The sequence below is a fragment of the Vibrio sp. H11 genome (genome assembly GCF_004804295.1).
Lineage (GTDB): Bacteria > Pseudomonadota > Gammaproteobacteria > Enterobacterales > Vibrionaceae > Vibrio > Vibrio ostreae.
Genome location: NZ_SSHN01000007.1, coordinates 60,082 through 75,337 on the forward strand (window position 1 = coordinate 60,082; position 15,256 = coordinate 75,337).

Sequence of the window (15,256 nt, forward strand, 5' to 3'; positions counted from 1 at the left end):
CTTTCCATTCACGCCTGTGCGCAGCAAAAGCAACAGATATTGCTAAGCTTGTGTGATTACATCGGGTTTTATTCTCGAAATGATGAAATTAGGTGCATGTTTTATCGTATTGATTGTAGTCTGTTTTTTGGGCAAAAGGACGTTACCATGACAGAAAAGGTATTCTGGACCAATCCCTATTTAGCTGAGCTCACCTCGCATGTGTCGCGGGTGGACGGCAGTGAAGTAGAGCTGTCACACACCATTTTTTATGCAGAATCCGGTGGTCAGGAGAGTGACCAGGGCACCATCGGCGGTATCGATGTGGTTAAGGCAAGTAAATCCGGCACGCGGATTATTTATCAGCTAGCGTCGCAGCCGACCTTTACTGTCGGTGACAAGGTTGTGACCGTAATTGACTGGCCAAGACGTTATGCGTTGATGAAGTTACATTTTGCGGCTGAAGTGGTACTTGAAATCTTCACGCAGCGTTTTGCTGATTTCGATAAAATTGGCGCTCATATTTCAGCCGATAAAAGCCGGATTGATTTTGCCTGTCCGCACAGTATCACGCCATTGCTGAACGACATTCGGGCCGAGGCACAGCAATTGATTGATGCTGATCTGGCTATCGAAAGTCAGTTTTCCGATCCTCTGGTTGAACGTCGGTTTTGGAAAGTCGCGGGATTCGCCCAGGTTCCTTGTGGCGGAACCCATCTGCGCCGTACATCAGAAGTGGGTAGGATTGCTCTTAAACGTAAGAACGTCGGTAAAGGCAAGGAGCGGGTAGAGATCCTGCTGGCCGATTGATTTCGACCGAAAAAAACAAAGCCAGCGTGGTTGCGCTGACACGGCGGTGTTTATTTGCTGCAGTGAAGAGTACTCTTTGTTATGCACAGTGTTTACTGTGCATATTTTTTTTCAATGCTGAAGGAAAGCCATGATGAACATGAAACAGTTCTCGCATCAGGTCGGGCTGTCGCCGCATACCCTGCGTTATTATGAAAAAATCGGTCTGCTGAAAAACATCCGGCGCGACGCAAGCGGACACCGGAGCTACACTGCCAAAGATATCGACTGGATAACCTTTATCATCCGCCTCAAAGTAACCGGCATGCCGCTGGAAGGCATACTCGAGTATGCCAATTATCGTGACCAGGGATCTGCCACGGTCGGCGAGCGTCAGCACCTTCTAGAGCAGCACCGCAGCGCGCTGCAACAGCATATCGAGCAACAGACTCAACACCTGTTGGCGCTGGAAGCCAAAATTGAATTGTACAAAAACGGAAAAGTAGCTTGACTTAGAGTTCTCTCTAACTTGTAAGGTGCCTGGGTCGTTAACCACAGGAGAAGGCCTTAATGGAAACCACACGATTTGAACGCGGACTGCAACAACTGACCAAGATCGACGGAGAAGCCGGGCAGAAGGTCATTGAAAGCCTGCAAGACATTTGCCCGGATCTTGCCCGCTACACCATTGAGTATCCGTTCGGTGATATTTACTCACGCCCGGGACTGGATCTGAAAACACGTGAAATCGCTACCGTGGCTGCGTTAACCGCGATGGGTAACTGCGCGCCGCAATTAAAGGTGCACTTACATGCGGCACTCAATGTCGGGTGCAGTGAAGAGGAGTTGAAAGAGGTGATTATCCAGATGTCAGGTTACGCAGGTTTCCCGGCAGCACTGAACGGGATGTTTGCTTTGAAAGAGGTTTTAAAGTCCTGAGCGTTAGACGTTCTGTTTTTGTGGAAGTGGGGTGATATGTCCCGCCTTGGATCTCTGTTTTTGGGGAAGTGGGATAGTATGTCCGTATGTCCCGCTTTTACTTTCGATGTTCTTTCTGGGTTGGTGCAAGCGGTCCAGTCCCTCTTTGCTGGCATTAATGATTTCGTGGCGTTGTATGTCACGCTTTTGCTTTCTCGGTTTCTATGAGCTTAGTGTCAGCGTGCCAGTCACTCTTTGTCTTGCCAAAGAGTAACCAGAAAGGCGCTTGGTTACTTTGATGTGGTCCGGCCGGTTTTAGGCGTTCCCGACGCCGAAAACCTAAAAAATCGTCCTGATTTTTTGCCTATGATATTGATTTTCTGAGATTGGTGAGATCGTTGTTGATTTAAACTCATTGATCAAAGTGATACCTTGATGCTTTAGAAATTAGGACAGAACCCGTTAGTGGTTGAGTCTTAGCGTGCGTCACTATTTCTGCCTTATACTTGTGGTAGCATTCAGGCTTAAATTGCAATTAGATATGTAACCATGTCATCAGATTACTACGGCAGCAGTGCCAGTTATGCTCGCAAAGAGGCGGGCTATCGTGAGAAAGCGCTCAAGCTTTATCCTTGGGTGTGCGGCCGCTGCGCCCGTGAGTTTGTCTATTCCAACCTGCGTGAATTAACCGTTCACCACAAAGATCATGACCATACCAATAACCCGGAAGACGGCAGCAACTGGGAGTTGTTGTGTCTTTACTACCATGATCATGAGAACAGTAAATACCTGGAACACGAACGTTACGGCAGCGAAATCAAACCGGGTGAGGATGAGCATCAAGGCGCGACCTACAATCCGTTTGCTGATTTAGCCAAGAAGATGAAGAAGTGAGTTTCGCTTGTGGCGGGTTTCGGCTCGCCGCTATTTTGTGATCCATATTTTATTATTTGGCGCTGGTCGTTAAAAAAGTTCACTCATATAAAAAACTGAGTATGTTCTAGTGATAAGTTACCTCTGAATATTTTCACGATATCTAATTCTTGGGTAGGTATAATCTTAGCGTTAGTAAATAGTGAGAATTATCGCATAATTTGAAATTTAGTAAGCAAATGGAGTGATTATGAACTAAGTATAATAAAAGTTCTCCAAAAGTGAGTAAGATAATGACGGAAAATCGTAAAAACCCATTTGATATTTTAGTTGAGCAGAGAAGTGATTTTATTGTGCTAGGTTTGACTGGAAGAACCGGTAGTGGATGTACAACCGCTTCAATGCTACTTAGTGGAAAGGGAAAGAACTTCCCTTCTTTAGAATCCTTGACGCATGTAGATGGATATAAGTTATCATCTCTTAGCCAAAAGAGATATAGCATTGCAAAATTTTATGCTCAGAAACATTTTCCATCGTTTCTTTCTATTAAAATTAGTGACTTAATTAGTGCTGTGATTTTAGAATCCTCTAAAAAAGAGTTAATTAATTTTATTTCTAAGGTCCTTTGCGTAGAAAAGTCAAAAGTAAGAACTGCTTTAGATGCAATTAATTTTAAAAATCGTGCTAAGAGAATCAGAAGATGGGAAGAAATTGTTTCTTATTGGCTTAAAGGTACGAAAATGCCGTCTCCCACGGGAAGGGATATTCAGAAGCTTTTACTAAAATACAAGCTGTTCTCGAAAGCGTTTAAGACTCAACTACAACTTGAATTTGGTGAGGGTGCATATACGAAGCTTTATCAACATGCCGGTAACTCCTTACGGATGCAAGGTAAACTTAAGCCAGCTCTAGAGAAGTCTTTCGATGTCAATAACCTACTAGAGATTCCTAGAGTTATTGATAGAGTGATCAAATCTGTCCGACGAGCGGATAAGTTAATAAGAAGACCAACTTGCATCGTAATTGATGCCTTTAGAAATCCATACGAAGTAAGATATTTCAAAGATCGATATGCAGCGTTTTATCTTATGTCTATAAATGCGAGTAATGAAGACCGTGTCGAATACTTAACTAATGTACATAAATACACTGCTCAACAAATAAAAGATCTTGACTCGAAAGAGTCAGGGAACTGGGATTTATTTCATGATAGACAGCAAGAAGATATGTCAAAGGCACAGAAATTATTCGTCCAAAATGTACCTGCATGTTTAGAGTTGTCAGACATACATCTGTATAATCCGAGAAAAGAACCCGAGAACCATAATGCACTGTTAGCTCAATTAGCGTGGTACATTAGTTTGATGCAACATCCAGGGTTGATAACTCCAACATCTATGGAAAGAGTTATGCATATAGCCTATTCAGCAAAACTTAATTCAGGATGTGTTTCACGACAAGTAGGAGCTGTTATAACCAATCGTGACTATTCAGTTCAAGCAATTGGCTGGAATGATGTGGCTGAAGGACAGTTGCCGTGTAATTTACGTTCGCTAAGAGATCTAAATAATAATTTTGATAAAGTCGCTTATAGTGTATATGAGAGAAACAATAGAGAATTTAGACATATAGCTAAAGAGGAATACAAAAAATTAAAATCATTAGAAAATGAAGGTATTAATCCAACTTATTGTTTCAAATCGCTACAAAACGTTGTGGAGGGGGAAAGAAATCAGGTACATACTCGTTCTTTACACGCAGAAGAAAATGCCTTTATGCAATTAGCAAAATACGGGGGCACTGGTATTAAGGGAGGGAAACTATTTACCACTGCTAGCCCATGTGAACTTTGTGCGAAAAAAGCATATCAACTTGGAATAGAACAAATAGTATTTATTGATCCATATCCAGGAATAGCAAGAGACCATATTCTTTCAATAGGAATGCACCAACCTACCGTGACCCAATTCATAGGAGCTGTAGGTGATGCATATCACAGACTCTATACGCCTTTGATGCCAATGAAAGATGAACTAAGTCTAAGGAAAAACTAGGTATTTGAGTTACTGATTTTTTTAAATCAAATTCGAGATTAATTCCTTAAAGGAATAATGTTTTCGAACGATACTCAATCTTAACACTCAGCTATTCGCCAACAACTTAACACCCATAAACGCCATTAAGCTGCTGGAGCAGCGGCAGATGTGCTTTTTGAAGCGGGAGAATGTGGCTGGGTGGAAAGACCAAAAGCCACAATCGCGTACCATACCGTATCAATCAAAAATGCAGCCAGAGTGATCAATGCGAACGAATAGTCCGGAGTCGAGTGGGGAAGAAAAGTGGCGAATGCACTAGTAAAGACGATGGCGGTTTGTATATAACGGCGACTATGAAAATTGTTCAATCATCCTTAAAAAACAAAAAAAGAAGCCAACCCACTACAGGTTGGCTTCTTCACTTTACAACAACTCTCCATTCAATCAGGAAATCATCAGTTCATTTCCTGCAGTGCGGTTTGCCCTGCAATCCGGCCAAAGGTAAAGATATCGGCCAGCGCGTTACCGCCGAGGCGGTTACCGGCGTGGATACCACCGGCCACTTCACCTGCGGCGTACAGATGCTTGATTGGCTGGTTGTTGTCATCCAGTACGCGAGTTGCGGTGTCAATCTTGAGGCCGCCCATGGTGTGGTGAACGACTGGCTGTCTTGGGGTCGCGTAGAACGGCGCTTTTTCCACTTTTAAACTGAAGGTATCTTTGTGGAATTCAGGATCGAAACCGGCTTCAACATAGCTGTCGTATTTGTTGACGGTATCGACCAGCACGGCAGGCTCCATGCCGACTTTCAGCGCCAGTTCTTCCAGCGTATCGGCTCTGAACAGCGTCCCTTCGGCGACCTGACGATCAATTTTCTCCTGGCTGGTGTTGGCCGCGGTTTTCTTGATCTCGTCATCAGCAATCAGGTAGAACAGGCCGCTTTCAGCTCATCGCTGACCCTCACCGCGGATCAATCACTGGCTTGTGATTTATACACCACTAAGCTGTTTGGCCTCGATGCGAGAGAGATTCTGCAAACCGTCAATCGTATCGAGGGGATGGAAGCCATCGTCATAACCCAGGACGGGCAATTTGCCACCACGCCCAATCTGAGAGACAGGATTACGATGGCTTAGGTTTTAGGCGTTGCATACTATGACCCGAGTAACTGCTGCGAGTTATATATCACGCCGCCGCCAGCCACCAGCAATAAGAATCCGGCACATAACCCTTCAATCCAGCGTGAGCTGAAGGCTTGCGTCCACCATTTTGCGCCGAGGATATACAGCGACAGAATGGTCAGATCAAACAGCACCCAGATTGCTGACAGCGTCATCACGCTGGTGGAGAAATTGTGTGTCACGGCAATGAACTGTGGAAAAAACGAGACAAAAAACAGGATGTCTTTCGGGTTCGCAATGCCAATCACAAAGCCTTTGACCAAGCCGCTACGGTGAGCGTTTTGCCTGGCCGGATGTGTGGCTGCTGCGTTCCGGGCGCCTGCATTGTCTATCATTGCCAGCAAGTCACTGATGGCGGTATAGCCAATGTACAGCGAGCCGAGAATACCCAGTAAGTACAGGTAAGCGGGAGACAAATGAACCACGCCAGCCAGCATTAATACCGCGGTGGTCAGCAACAGCAGTGACGCGCCATTGGTGCCAAGCATGGTCATAAATGCTTTGCGCTGACCATGACGTGCCGCGGTAGAGGTGATTAAAGCCACTACAGGGCCGGGGCTGAGAATTAAAAGCAACACGGCCAGGCTGTAACTGGCGAGCAAAGAAAGGTTCATCGGGCGTGGTTTCCTGTGACTGAATCGGGCCGGGCGTACTTTTTATGAGCACATCTGTATGAGCAGCACTCACGATTATCAAGTGTGAGTACTAATCGGCTTGGGAATTAATGGGCTGATTATCCTCAATCAGTCCATTGGTGAAAAACGGAAAAATCTGTATATTATTGTGAGTTAAACTCACAATGGATGATTGCAGTGACCTTACCTCCACTGTACGCGCTGCGCGCATTTGAAGCGGCAGCCCGTTTAGGCTCGTTTTCTAAAGCTGCACAACTGCTCAACGTAACGCCAGGCGCGGTCAGCCGCCACGTGCGCACACTGGAAGAGTGGTTTGAATGTGAGCTGTTTCAGCGTCACGGCCCGAAAGTCACCATCACACCGGCTGGTAATACGCTGGCAACCCAACTGGCTGAAGGATTCCAGAGCCTGGAAAATGCCTGTTATCACTTTGGAAATAACAACCGCAAGCTGCGTTTAAAAGCGCCGTCTACACTGACCATGAGCTGGCTGCTGGATGTGTTGAGTCGTTTTCGTGCGCAGCACTCGGCGCCGCTGATTGAAACTGCCAGTGTGTGGATGGATGTCGACACGGTCGATTTTGTCCGTGAACCTTATGATTGCGCGATTTTGCTCGGTCAGGGCAGTTTTGGCGCCAATACCGAATGTCTGCCACTGTTCGCTGAATGGTTGATCCCGGTTTGTGCTCCGGATCTACTCACTGCAGCGCAGCAGGATCTGACCCGTTGCGAACTGATTCACCCGACCACGGACCGCCGTGACTGGCGGCGCTGGATTGCCCGTACCGGTCAGGTTAAATCTCTCAATCTCAATCAGGGCAAGGTGTTTGACACACTCGAGCAAGGCAATCTGGCCGCCATCAGTGGTCACGGTATCTCAGTCGGTGATTTGTTACTCAGCCTGAAAGCGATTGAAGCGGGGCTGCTGACATTGCCATTTAAGGAAGCGGTATCTACCGGAGAAAGTTATTATCTGGTGTGGCCGAAAGGCAGCGCCAAACGGCAAAACATCGATCTGCTGTATCAGTGGCTCAAGCTGGCAGTGCCGGGGCCGATGCCAGCTGAGGTTGTTTGTCTGGATTAAAAATGCCAGCGCGAACGCTGGCATTTTTGTATTTGCAGGACTACTGATCAGGTAGTGGCAAACTTATAGGTGCGGTAACCGCCAATCAGGTTGCGCGCTTGGTAACCGTTATTCACCAGTTGGCGGTAAGCCACGTTGCCGCGCAGGCCGACCTGACAATAGATGATGATCTCTTTATCTTTCGGCAATTCGTGCATGCGCTGGCGCAGCTGGTCGACCGGGATATTGACCGCGCCCGGCAGGTAGCCGACGTTGCTCAGTTCGCCCGGATTGCGCACATCCAGCAGCAGTTGATCTTCAGTCAGGTTGTCGATTTCATCAAAATGAATCGCTTTGCCGTCACCTTTCATCAGGTTGGTGGCAACAAAGGCGGCCTGGTTGATGACATCTTTTGCGCTGCCGTAAGGTGGCGCGTAGGTCAGTTCCAGATGTTGCAGTTGCTCGACGGTCATCCCGGCGCGCTGGGCGACCGCGAGAATATCAATGCGTTTATCCACGCCATCTTTACCGACCGCCTGAGCGCCGAAAATTTTGCCGTTTTGCGGATCAAACAGCAGCTTGAGTGACACGGTTTCCGCGCCAGGGTAGTAACTGGCGTGGCTCGCGGTGTGGACATACACTTTTTCATAAGTGATGCCGTCACGTTTAAGCTGCTTCTCATTTTTGCCGGTGGAAGCGACCGCCAGGTCGAATACTTTACAAATTGCGGTGCCTTGTGTGCCCTGATAGCTTTCGCTGCGTCCCAACATGTTGTCGGCGGCCATACGGCCCTGACGGTTGGCAGGACCGGCGAGGGGAACCAAAGTCGGTTGGCCGGTCACGAAATCTGTTTCTTCGACTGCATCGCCGACGGCGTAGATACTCGGATCGCTGGTCTGCATCATGGCATTGATTTTGATGCCGCCCAACTGACCGATTTCCAGCCCTGCTAGCTGCGCCAGGCGAGTTTCCGGTTTGACACCGATGGCCATGATTAGAATATCTGTGGTCAGGGTTTCACCATTGCTGAGAGACAATTTCAGCTCACCTTCAAGGTGTTGGTGTTCATCGCTTTCGCCCGCACCAAAGCTGGCGATGTGGTCATTCGGCACGTACTCGACCGCGCTGAGTGCGGTGCCCAGTTTGAGGTCGATGCCTTGGTCACGGATTTCAGCATGGACAAAACCTGCCATCTCACGGTCGACCGGTGTCATCACCTGGTCAGCCATCTCAAGCAGGGTCGTTTTAATGCCCAGTTGCTGGAATGCTTCCATCATCTCCAGGCCGATGAAGCCGCCTCCGACCACGGTCGCGTGCTCGGGTTTGTTCATCTGCAGGGTTTTAATGATGCGATCCATATCCGGAATGTTACGCAGTGAATGGGTCAGCGGGTTATTGATGCCCGGAATTGGGGGTACTACCGCGGCTGCCCCCGGGCTGAGCAGCAGAAAGTCGTAGCTTTCTGTGTATTCACTGTCATCGAGCAGGTTTTTTACTGTCACTGTTTTGTCCTGGCGGTTGATGGCAATGACTTCATTCATCACCCGCACATCGACATTAAAGCGTGCCAGGAAGCTTTCTGGGGTTTGCAGCAGCAGTTTGCTTCTGTCCTGAATATCGCCGCCGATATGGTAAGGCAAGCCACAGTTGGCGAATGAAACAAACTCGCCGCGTTCAAACATGATGATCTGTGCTTCTTCACTTAAACGGCGCGCACGGGCTGCGGCCGATGCACCGCCCGCGACGCCGCCGATAATCACAATTTTAGTCATCATTTCACTCCAATTTTTAGCCCAACTGACAGTTTATACTGGGCGTACTATTTAAAACCAAGCTTTTTCAGCACGTAAGCTGCCGGACAGATGCCTGTGTAAGCACTTTGTATAAGGTTTGCACCGATAAATACGGTTAACCAGATGAAATTAGGATGCACCAGTGTGGTTAATATTACAGAGAGTAACACCATTGCCCCTGCCACTACTCGAACGCCATTGTCGACTGTCATGACCGTTTCCTCCGTCAATAAACTGTTGTTACTATAGAACCATTATTTAGGTAAGTCTAATATTGTTTTATCTAAATAAGTTTTGACTAATTTATGTTTATTAGTATTATCTGATTTAAGTGGTTTTGAGATTGGTCTCTTTGAGGGGGAGTGATGGCAATGGTTGATATAGAGCAGATGAAATCCAGTGCGCTGGAAGTCTCTGAGCTGCTGCGCATTATGGCGCACCCGGAGCGCTTGATGGTGTTGTGCCAACTGACGCAGGGTGAGATTGGTGTCGGGCAACTTCAGAAAAATTCATCACTCAGTCAGTCGGCATTCTCACAGCATTTAACGCTGCTGAGAACGCATCAACTGATCAAAGCCCGTAAAGAATCACAACAAGTGTTTTACTCCCTGGCCGATGGCCGGGTTGCACAGTTGATCGGTAGCCTGCAGCACATTTTTTGCGGCGCGTGAGCAACTCATTGGAATAAGAGGACAATATGACATTTTCCATACCATGGGCGTCTCTGTTGGGAGGCATGTTACTCGGTATTTCTGCCACTTTATTACTCCTGATGAACGGTAAAATCGCCGGTATCAGCGGGATTCTCTCAGGACTGCTCAAGCCTGAGCGGGGCGATTTTTCGTGGCGGATGCTGTTTGCGGCAGGGGTTGTCGCCGGCGGGGTACTCGGTGCTCTGACGCTGTCGGATAATCTGGTTATCGACTATCCGCCGAACGGAGGACTTCTGGCCGCGGCCGGTCTACTGGTCGGTTTAGGAACCCGCTTGGGCAATGGCTGTACCAGCGGCCATGGTATTTGCGGCATCGGCCGTCTGTCGCGTCGCTCACTGGTCGCCACGGCTGTTTTCATGCTGGTTGCGGTGCTGACCGTTTTTGTGCGTTTACATCTGATTTAGCGGGCTGAGCAGGATAGAAAAATGAATAACGTATTGTTTCGGTTAACGTCTCTGGTTTGTGGCCTGCTGTTTGGCCTTGGCATGGTGATCTCCGGTATGGCTGACCCGGCTAAGGTCATCGGATTTCTGAATGTGGCGGCACTTTTTGATGCTCAGACTTCGTGGGACCCAAGCCTGCTGTTTGTGATGGGCGGCGCCTTGCTGGTGTTTATGCCGGCGTATTTCTTGGTGATCAGGCCCCGTCGCCGGCCGGTGAATGCGCAGCAGTTTAGTCTGGCGAGTTCGCTCCAGATCGATGGCCGTTTAATCGGCGGCGCCGCACTGTTTGGTCTCGGCTGGGGCTTGGCGGGAGTCTGCCCGGGCCCGGCATTGGCAAGTCTGGCGCTCGGAAACGCTGATGTGTGGGGATTTTTTATCGCCATGCTGGCCGGACTCGGAGTAGGTAATGTATTTATATGGGCCAAAAATGCTCGATAGAGTAAAACGCATGCCCGCTAACCTCGTTACGCTTTGTTGATGCGGATGTCAACGATCATGTCAGTCAGGGGCAGATGTTATTAGAAATCAGTGCAGCCAGGGGGCAGAGTTTGGCGAAGCTGTCATACAGTCAGCGGCCGTACGGGCCAAGCCCATCATGCTCACTGCATTGGCTGCGATGATCGGCGCGATGTTTATACTCGACGATCCTATCTTTAATGGCTTGGCTATCAGTCTGATTTTCGGAATTTTTATTTCAACAATATTAACCTTGTTGGTTATTCCGGTTCTATACTATGTAGTGATGAGAAAACGCTTGGTACCCGCCGTTAACGATAAGACCGAATGACGCAAGCGTTGACACGATAAATCATAAAAACAGAGTACACTTCTTTTACTTGTGTCTGCCCCGCCATTCTGGCGGGGCTTTTTTTCACCTTAGTATCTCGTCGCTCAGTTTGTTGCGATGCTGAGGGTTAGCTCATCTGCGACTTAGCGGGTTAACACCGCCCGCACCGGACAGTGATCACTGAGCTTGTATGTCAGGACCAGCTGCGGGTCAAACGTGATCTGTTGTGGTTGCGGTAGCGCAAGATCCGGGCTGGCGATGACGTGATCGATCAGTGAGCGGAACTGATGCAGCTTGTTGGTTTGGTTACGTGAGCGCACTTTGCACTCTGCGCGCGTTTGCCTGGTGGTCAGTTGTGGTGCTTGTGGTAGCCCGGCTCCGATTTCCTGCCAAAGCCAGTCACCCTGATAGGCCAGGTTGTGGTTGAAATCACCGACGATCAGGTAACTTTGTTGGAGCCCTGCTCGGGCGCTCAACCATTGATTGAGCGCTTCGCCCTGCTGCCGTATGGTGCGGCAACTGCGGTTCGATGCGGAAAACTTGCCGCTGCAACCGGCTTTGAGGTGCACATTAAGAACATGCAGCGGCTGTTTGCTGTCTGGATACAGCACGATATAAGTAGCAAAGCGTAATTTGTTGTGTTGCTGTGGCGTCAGGTCGATATCGGCCGGATCGGCAAACGGCACACCACGGCGTATTGCAAATCCGGTGTATTGATTGCTATCTGAAAACTGACGCTTCTGATTGCGAGCCAGGCTGCGATCCGACATGACTATCTGGTAATGATTACCGGCGATGCGCTGCATCGCTTGCGCACTGTCGACTTCCTGAAAGGCAACCACGTCGCTGTTGAGTCGTGAAAAATGGCCGGCCAGAGCGTCGAGATCCTGCGCGGTTCGTTTACCACGATTGGCAGAAACGGCCGGGTTAAGCGTCAGCCACTCCAGATTCCAGCTGCTGATCACGGTATTTTCGGCCTGAGCGGTTACTGAGGATCCCAACAATATCAGTGCCAGCAGGCGTGATGTGACAAGTTTTAGTCTCATATCGGTCGGTTATCGGAAGAATGATACGTTGAGTGTTTCACATAAAAGTCACGCAAGGGGGCATAAATTTGCTTTCTTAGCGGTTTTTTTCTCTCTTTGCGATCGGTTCTACAGATCGATTTGTTTCTGCTCATAGACGGATTTTGCTTGATCCAAATCAATACGGATATGTAGGGCATCTCGTTTAATACCGTACTATATATAGTGTTGTTGGTCGCTAGGTTGACCCAATATGGTGTATTTGCAGATAACTCTGTGAGTATGCTGGGTAAGGAGAAAAAGTGAAACCTGTCGTAATCAAGCGTGACGGCTCCAAAGCCCCGTTTAGCCGTGATCGTATCCAGTCTGCAGTAGAAAGCGCTGCACAAGAAGTCAGCAGTGAAATGGCTATATACGCGCTTAATGTGGCGCTGGCCGTCGAGCTGAAGCTTAAAGAGCACCAAGAAGTTCACATTGCCGAGATCCAGACTCTGGTAGAGAACGAGCTAATGCAAGGCCCATATAAAGCATTAGCTCGTTCATACATTGAATACCGCCATGACCGCGATATTGCGCGTGAAAAGCAAAGTAAGCTGACGCACGAAATTGAAGGTTTGATTCAGGAGAGCAACGCCGACTTACTCAATGAAAACGCCAATAAAGATGGTAAGGTGATCCCGACCCAGCGTGACCTGCTGGCCGGTATTGTCGCCAAGCATTATGCCAAAACCCGTATTCTGCCACGCGATGTGGTGCAGGCCCATGAAGAGGGCGATCTGCATTATCACGATCTGGACTACGCACCGTTCTTCCCGATGTTTAACTGCATGCTGATTGATCTGCAGGGCATGCTGACTCACGGTTTCAAGATGGGGAATGCGGAGATTGATACACCGAAATCCATCTCTACTGCCACCGCGGTTACTGCCCAGATCATTGCTCAGGTTGCGAGCCATATTTACGGTGGCACGACTATCAACCGCATTGATGAAGTGCTGGCACCCTATGTCACCGCCAGTTACCTCAAACACCTTAATGTTGCACGTGAGTGGGACATTCACGACCCGCGTGCGTTTGCTAAAGCGCGCACCGAGAAAGAGTGTTTTGATGCCTTTCAATCGCTCGAATATGAAGTGAATACTCTGCATACCGCCAACGGACAAACGCCGTTCGTGACACTGGGCTTTGGCCTGGGAACCAGTTGGGAATCACGCCTGATCCAGACCTCGATTCTGAAAAACCGGATTGCCGGCTTGGGCAAGAACCACAAAACCGCGGTCTTTCCGAAGCTGGTGTTCGCGATTAAAGACGGCCTTAACCATCGCGTCGGGGATCCTAACTACGACATCAAACAACTGGCGCTGGAATGTGCGTCGAAACGCATGTATCCGGATATCCTCAACTACGACAAAGTGGTGGAAGTAACCGGCTCATTCAAAACGCCGATGGGCTGTCGCAGTTTCCTTAATACCTATGAAGAAAAAGGCGAGTTAATTCACGAAGGGCGCAATAACCTCGGAGTGGTCAGCCTCAACCTGCCGCGCATTGCGCTCAAGGCTGAAGGTAATCTCGAGCGCTTTTACCAGTTGCTGGATGAAAAGCTCAAGCTGGCACGCCGCGCGCTGGAAACGCGAATTCACCGTCTGGAGAACGTTAAAGCCCGTGTGGCGCCGATCTTATACATGGAAGGGGCCTGTGGCGTAAGGCTGAAAGCCAATGATTCCATTGCCGACATCTTCAAAAACGGCCGCGCGTCGATTTCGCTTGGTTACATCGGCGTGCACGAAACCATTAATGCCCTGTTTGGTGCGCAGCAGCATGTTTATGACAGCAATGAACTGCGTGAGCAGGCGGTGAAAATCATCGCTAAGCTGCGTGAAGCGGTCGATTGCTGGAAAGCGGAAACCGGTTATGCGTTCAGCCTGTACGGTACACCAAGCGAAAACCTGTGTAGCCGTTTTTGCCGGATTGACGCCACCGAGTTTGGCGTGATTGAGGGCGTCACAGACAAAGGCTACTACACCAATAGTTTTCATCTCGATGTCGAAAAGAAGGTCAATCCGTACGACAAGATTGATTTTGAAATGCCGTATCCGGATGTATCGAACGGCGGATTTATCTGTTACGGCGAGTTCCCGAATATGCAGCGCAATGTAGAAGCACTGGAAAATGTCTGGGATTACAGTTACAGCCGGGTGCCTTATTACGGGACTAATACACCGATTGATGAGTGCTACGAATGTGGCTTCAGCGGTGAGTTTGATTGTACCAGTAAAGGATTTACCTGCCCGAAATGCGGTAATCACGACTCCAGTAAGGTATCGGTTACACGCCGTGTGTGCGGCTATCTTGGCAGCCCGGATGCGCGTCCGTTTAACTTCGGTAAGCAGGAAGAGGTCAAACGCCGGGTGAAGCACTTATGATGCACACGAGCCAACCATGAATTATCAGCAATATTATCCGGTCGATGTGGTCAACGGGCCGGGAACACGCTGCACACTGTTTGTTTCCGGCTGCGAACATCAGTGTCGCGGCTGTTACAATCAGAGTACCTGGCGTTTGGACTCTGGTCATCTGTTCACGCCGCAACTCGCAGACCAAATCATTGCTGATTTGAATGACAGCCGTATTTATCGGCGCGGCTTGTCCTTGTCGGGGGGCGATCCGCTGCACCCGGCGAATCTGAGCGGGGTGCTCAAACTGGTAAAGCGAGTGCGTGCCGAGTGCCCGGATAAAGACATCTGGCTATGGAGTGGCTATCAACTGAGTGAGCTGACGGACGCTCAGCGCGACATCGTCAGGCTGGTGGATGTGCTGATTGACGGTAAGTTTGAGCAAGCGCTGGCCGACCCGGCACTCGAGTGGCGTGGCAGTAGTAACCAGGTAATTCATCGCTTTGCACTCTAAGCCGTTATTCAACAGGCATAATACAGGTATTCGAAAGGCGACAAGTGCCTGACAGGGCCGGATGTTGTCATTGCTGCCGTAAACCCTGCACGAGCAGGCTGGCACAGCAAAAATC

The 15,256-nt window shown here is 48.9% G+C and carries 16 protein-coding genes and 1 pseudogene; 12 read left to right on the forward strand and 5 right to left on the reverse strand.

Annotated features, from left to right (window positions below; genetic code table 11):
• Positions 1-96: 96 nt before the first annotated feature.
• The 5 genes from E6C74_RS12365 (at position 97) to E6C74_RS12385 (ending at position 4,613) form a co-directional block, all read left to right on the forward strand.
• Positions 97-789: an alanyl-tRNA editing protein gene (locus E6C74_RS12365; RefSeq protein ID WP_136485619.1), complete on the forward strand. Its 693-nt coding sequence runs from the start codon at positions 97-99 to the stop codon at positions 787-789.
• Positions 790-922: 133 nt separating this feature from the next.
• Positions 923-1,279, forward strand: a complete 357-nt coding sequence (locus tag E6C74_RS12370) for a MerR family transcriptional regulator (RefSeq protein WP_136485951.1) — start codon at positions 923-925, stop codon at positions 1,277-1,279.
• Positions 1,280-1,338: 59 nt separating this feature from the next.
• On the forward strand, positions 1,339-1,707 hold the full coding sequence (locus E6C74_RS12375) for a carboxymuconolactone decarboxylase family protein (protein WP_136485621.1): 369 nt from the start codon (positions 1,339-1,341) through the stop codon (positions 1,705-1,707).
• A 528-nt stretch (positions 1,708-2,235) separates the two neighbouring features.
• Positions 2,236-2,580 carry a YajD family HNH nuclease gene (locus E6C74_RS12380; protein WP_136485623.1) on the forward strand — a complete coding sequence of 115 codons (345 nt, stop codon included), beginning with the start codon at positions 2,236-2,238 and terminating at the stop codon, positions 2,578-2,580.
• A gap of 272 nt (positions 2,581-2,852) precedes the next feature.
• The gene (locus E6C74_RS12385; RefSeq protein WP_136485625.1) at positions 2,853-4,613 is read left to right on the forward strand and encodes an anti-phage dCTP deaminase; all 1,761 of its coding nucleotides are present in this window, start codon (positions 2,853-2,855) and stop codon (positions 4,611-4,613) included.
• Between the two features lie 437 nt (positions 4,614-5,050).
• On the opposite strand, the gene E6C74_RS12390 is transcribed toward E6C74_RS12385, so the two are convergent.
• Both E6C74_RS12390 and E6C74_RS12395 read right to left on the reverse strand, forming a co-directional pair.
• Positions 5,051-5,530, reverse strand: coding sequence for an FAD-binding protein (locus E6C74_RS12390; protein WP_206208411.1), 480 nt, complete (start codon positions 5,528-5,530; stop codon positions 5,051-5,053).
• A gap of 218 nt (positions 5,531-5,748) precedes the next feature.
• A complete protein-coding gene (locus E6C74_RS12395; protein ID WP_136485627.1) occupies positions 5,749-6,390 on the reverse strand; it encodes a LysE family translocator in 642 nt (213 codons plus the stop codon).
• Between the two features lie 189 nt (positions 6,391-6,579).
• Between E6C74_RS12395 and E6C74_RS12400 the strand changes: the two genes are divergently transcribed.
• The gene (locus E6C74_RS12400) at positions 6,580-7,494 is read left to right on the forward strand and encodes a LysR substrate-binding domain-containing protein (RefSeq protein ID WP_240798181.1); all 915 of its coding nucleotides are present in this window, start codon (positions 6,580-6,582) and stop codon (positions 7,492-7,494) included.
• A 47-nt stretch (positions 7,495-7,541) separates the two neighbouring features.
• Here E6C74_RS12400 and E6C74_RS12405 read toward each other — a convergent pair whose 3' ends face one another.
• Positions 7,542-9,245, reverse strand: coding sequence for an FAD-dependent oxidoreductase (locus tag E6C74_RS12405; protein WP_136485954.1), 1,704 nt, complete (start codon positions 9,243-9,245; stop codon positions 7,542-7,544).
• A 47-nt stretch (positions 9,246-9,292) separates the two neighbouring features.
• On the reverse strand, positions 9,293-9,478 hold the full coding sequence (locus E6C74_RS12410; RefSeq protein ID WP_136485631.1) for a DUF2892 domain-containing protein: 186 nt from the start codon (positions 9,476-9,478) through the stop codon (positions 9,293-9,295).
• Positions 9,479-9,631: 153 nt separating this feature from the next.
• Here E6C74_RS12410 and E6C74_RS12415 point away from each other — a divergent pair, with 153 nt between their 5' ends.
• From E6C74_RS12415 to E6C74_RS12430, 4 genes and pseudogenes are all read left to right on the forward strand, one after another.
• A complete protein-coding gene (locus tag E6C74_RS12415) occupies positions 9,632-9,937 on the forward strand; it encodes a metalloregulator ArsR/SmtB family transcription factor (protein WP_136485633.1) in 306 nt (101 codons plus the stop codon).
• A 26-nt stretch (positions 9,938-9,963) separates the two neighbouring features.
• Complete coding sequence (locus E6C74_RS12420) at positions 9,964-10,383, forward strand: YeeE/YedE thiosulfate transporter family protein (RefSeq protein WP_136485635.1); 420 nt, start codon at positions 9,964-9,966, stop codon at positions 10,381-10,383.
• Between the two features lie 21 nt (positions 10,384-10,404).
• Entirely contained in the window at positions 10,405-10,860 is a 456-nt protein-coding gene (locus tag E6C74_RS12425) for a YeeE/YedE family protein (RefSeq protein ID WP_136485637.1), read from the forward strand.
• A 97-nt stretch (positions 10,861-10,957) separates the two neighbouring features.
• Positions 10,958-11,209: pseudogene (locus E6C74_RS12430) on the forward strand (efflux RND transporter permease subunit); the annotation flags it as partial.
• Between the two features lie 143 nt (positions 11,210-11,352).
• Here the strand turns inward: E6C74_RS12430 and E6C74_RS12435 are convergent.
• Positions 11,353-12,255 (reverse strand): endonuclease/exonuclease/phosphatase family protein, encoded by a 903-nt coding sequence (locus E6C74_RS12435; RefSeq protein ID WP_136485639.1) that lies wholly within the window; start codon positions 12,253-12,255, stop codon positions 11,353-11,355.
• Positions 12,256-12,536: 281 nt separating this feature from the next.
• Here E6C74_RS12435 and nrdD point away from each other — a divergent pair, with 281 nt between their 5' ends.
• A complete protein-coding gene (gene nrdD, locus E6C74_RS12440) occupies positions 12,537-14,657 on the forward strand; it encodes an anaerobic ribonucleoside-triphosphate reductase (protein ID WP_136485641.1) in 2,121 nt (706 codons plus the stop codon).
• Positions 14,658-14,673: 16 nt separating this feature from the next.
• Entirely contained in the window at positions 14,674-15,141 is a 468-nt protein-coding gene (nrdG, locus tag E6C74_RS12445; RefSeq protein WP_136485643.1) for an anaerobic ribonucleoside-triphosphate reductase-activating protein, read from the forward strand.
• Positions 15,142-15,256: the final 115 nt, after the last annotated feature.

What these genes read in the sequence shown, in the direction of transcription:
- E6C74_RS12365 (WP_136485619.1), top strand. Translation starts at nt 97, where the DNA reads ATGTTTTATCGTATTGATTGTAGTCTGTTTTTTGGGCAAAAGGACGTT.
- E6C74_RS12370 (WP_136485951.1), top strand. Translation starts at nt 923, where the DNA reads ATGAACATGAAACAGTTCTCGCATCAGGTCGGGCTGTCGCCGCATACC.
- E6C74_RS12375 (WP_136485621.1), top strand. Translation starts at nt 1,339, where the DNA reads ATGGAAACCACACGATTTGAACGCGGACTGCAACAACTGACCAAGATC.
- E6C74_RS12380 (WP_136485623.1), top strand. Translation starts at nt 2,236, where the DNA reads ATGTCATCAGATTACTACGGCAGCAGTGCCAGTTATGCTCGCAAAGAG.
- E6C74_RS12385 (WP_136485625.1), top strand. Translation starts at nt 2,853, where the DNA reads ATGACGGAAAATCGTAAAAACCCATTTGATATTTTAGTTGAGCAGAGA.
- E6C74_RS12395 (WP_136485627.1), bottom strand. Translation starts at nt 6,390, where the DNA reads ATGAACCTTTCTTTGCTCGCCAGTTACAGCCTGGCCGTGTTGCTTTTA.
- E6C74_RS12400 (WP_240798181.1), top strand. Translation starts at nt 6,580, where the DNA reads ATGATTGCAGTGACCTTACCTCCACTGTACGCGCTGCGCGCATTTGAA.
- E6C74_RS12405 (WP_136485954.1), bottom strand. Translation starts at nt 9,245, where the DNA reads ATGACTAAAATTGTGATTATCGGCGGCGTCGCGGGCGGTGCATCGGCC.
- E6C74_RS12410 (WP_136485631.1), bottom strand. Translation starts at nt 9,478, where the DNA reads ATGACAGTCGACAATGGCGTTCGAGTAGTGGCAGGGGCAATGGTGTTA.
- E6C74_RS12415 (WP_136485633.1), top strand. Translation starts at nt 9,632, where the DNA reads ATGGCAATGGTTGATATAGAGCAGATGAAATCCAGTGCGCTGGAAGTC.
- E6C74_RS12420 (WP_136485635.1), top strand. Translation starts at nt 9,964, where the DNA reads ATGACATTTTCCATACCATGGGCGTCTCTGTTGGGAGGCATGTTACTC.
- E6C74_RS12425 (WP_136485637.1), top strand. Translation starts at nt 10,405, where the DNA reads ATGAATAACGTATTGTTTCGGTTAACGTCTCTGGTTTGTGGCCTGCTG.
- E6C74_RS12435 (WP_136485639.1), bottom strand. Translation starts at nt 12,255, where the DNA reads ATGAGACTAAAACTTGTCACATCACGCCTGCTGGCACTGATATTGTTG.
- nrdG (WP_136485643.1), top strand. Translation starts at nt 14,674, where the DNA reads ATGAATTATCAGCAATATTATCCGGTCGATGTGGTCAACGGGCCGGGA.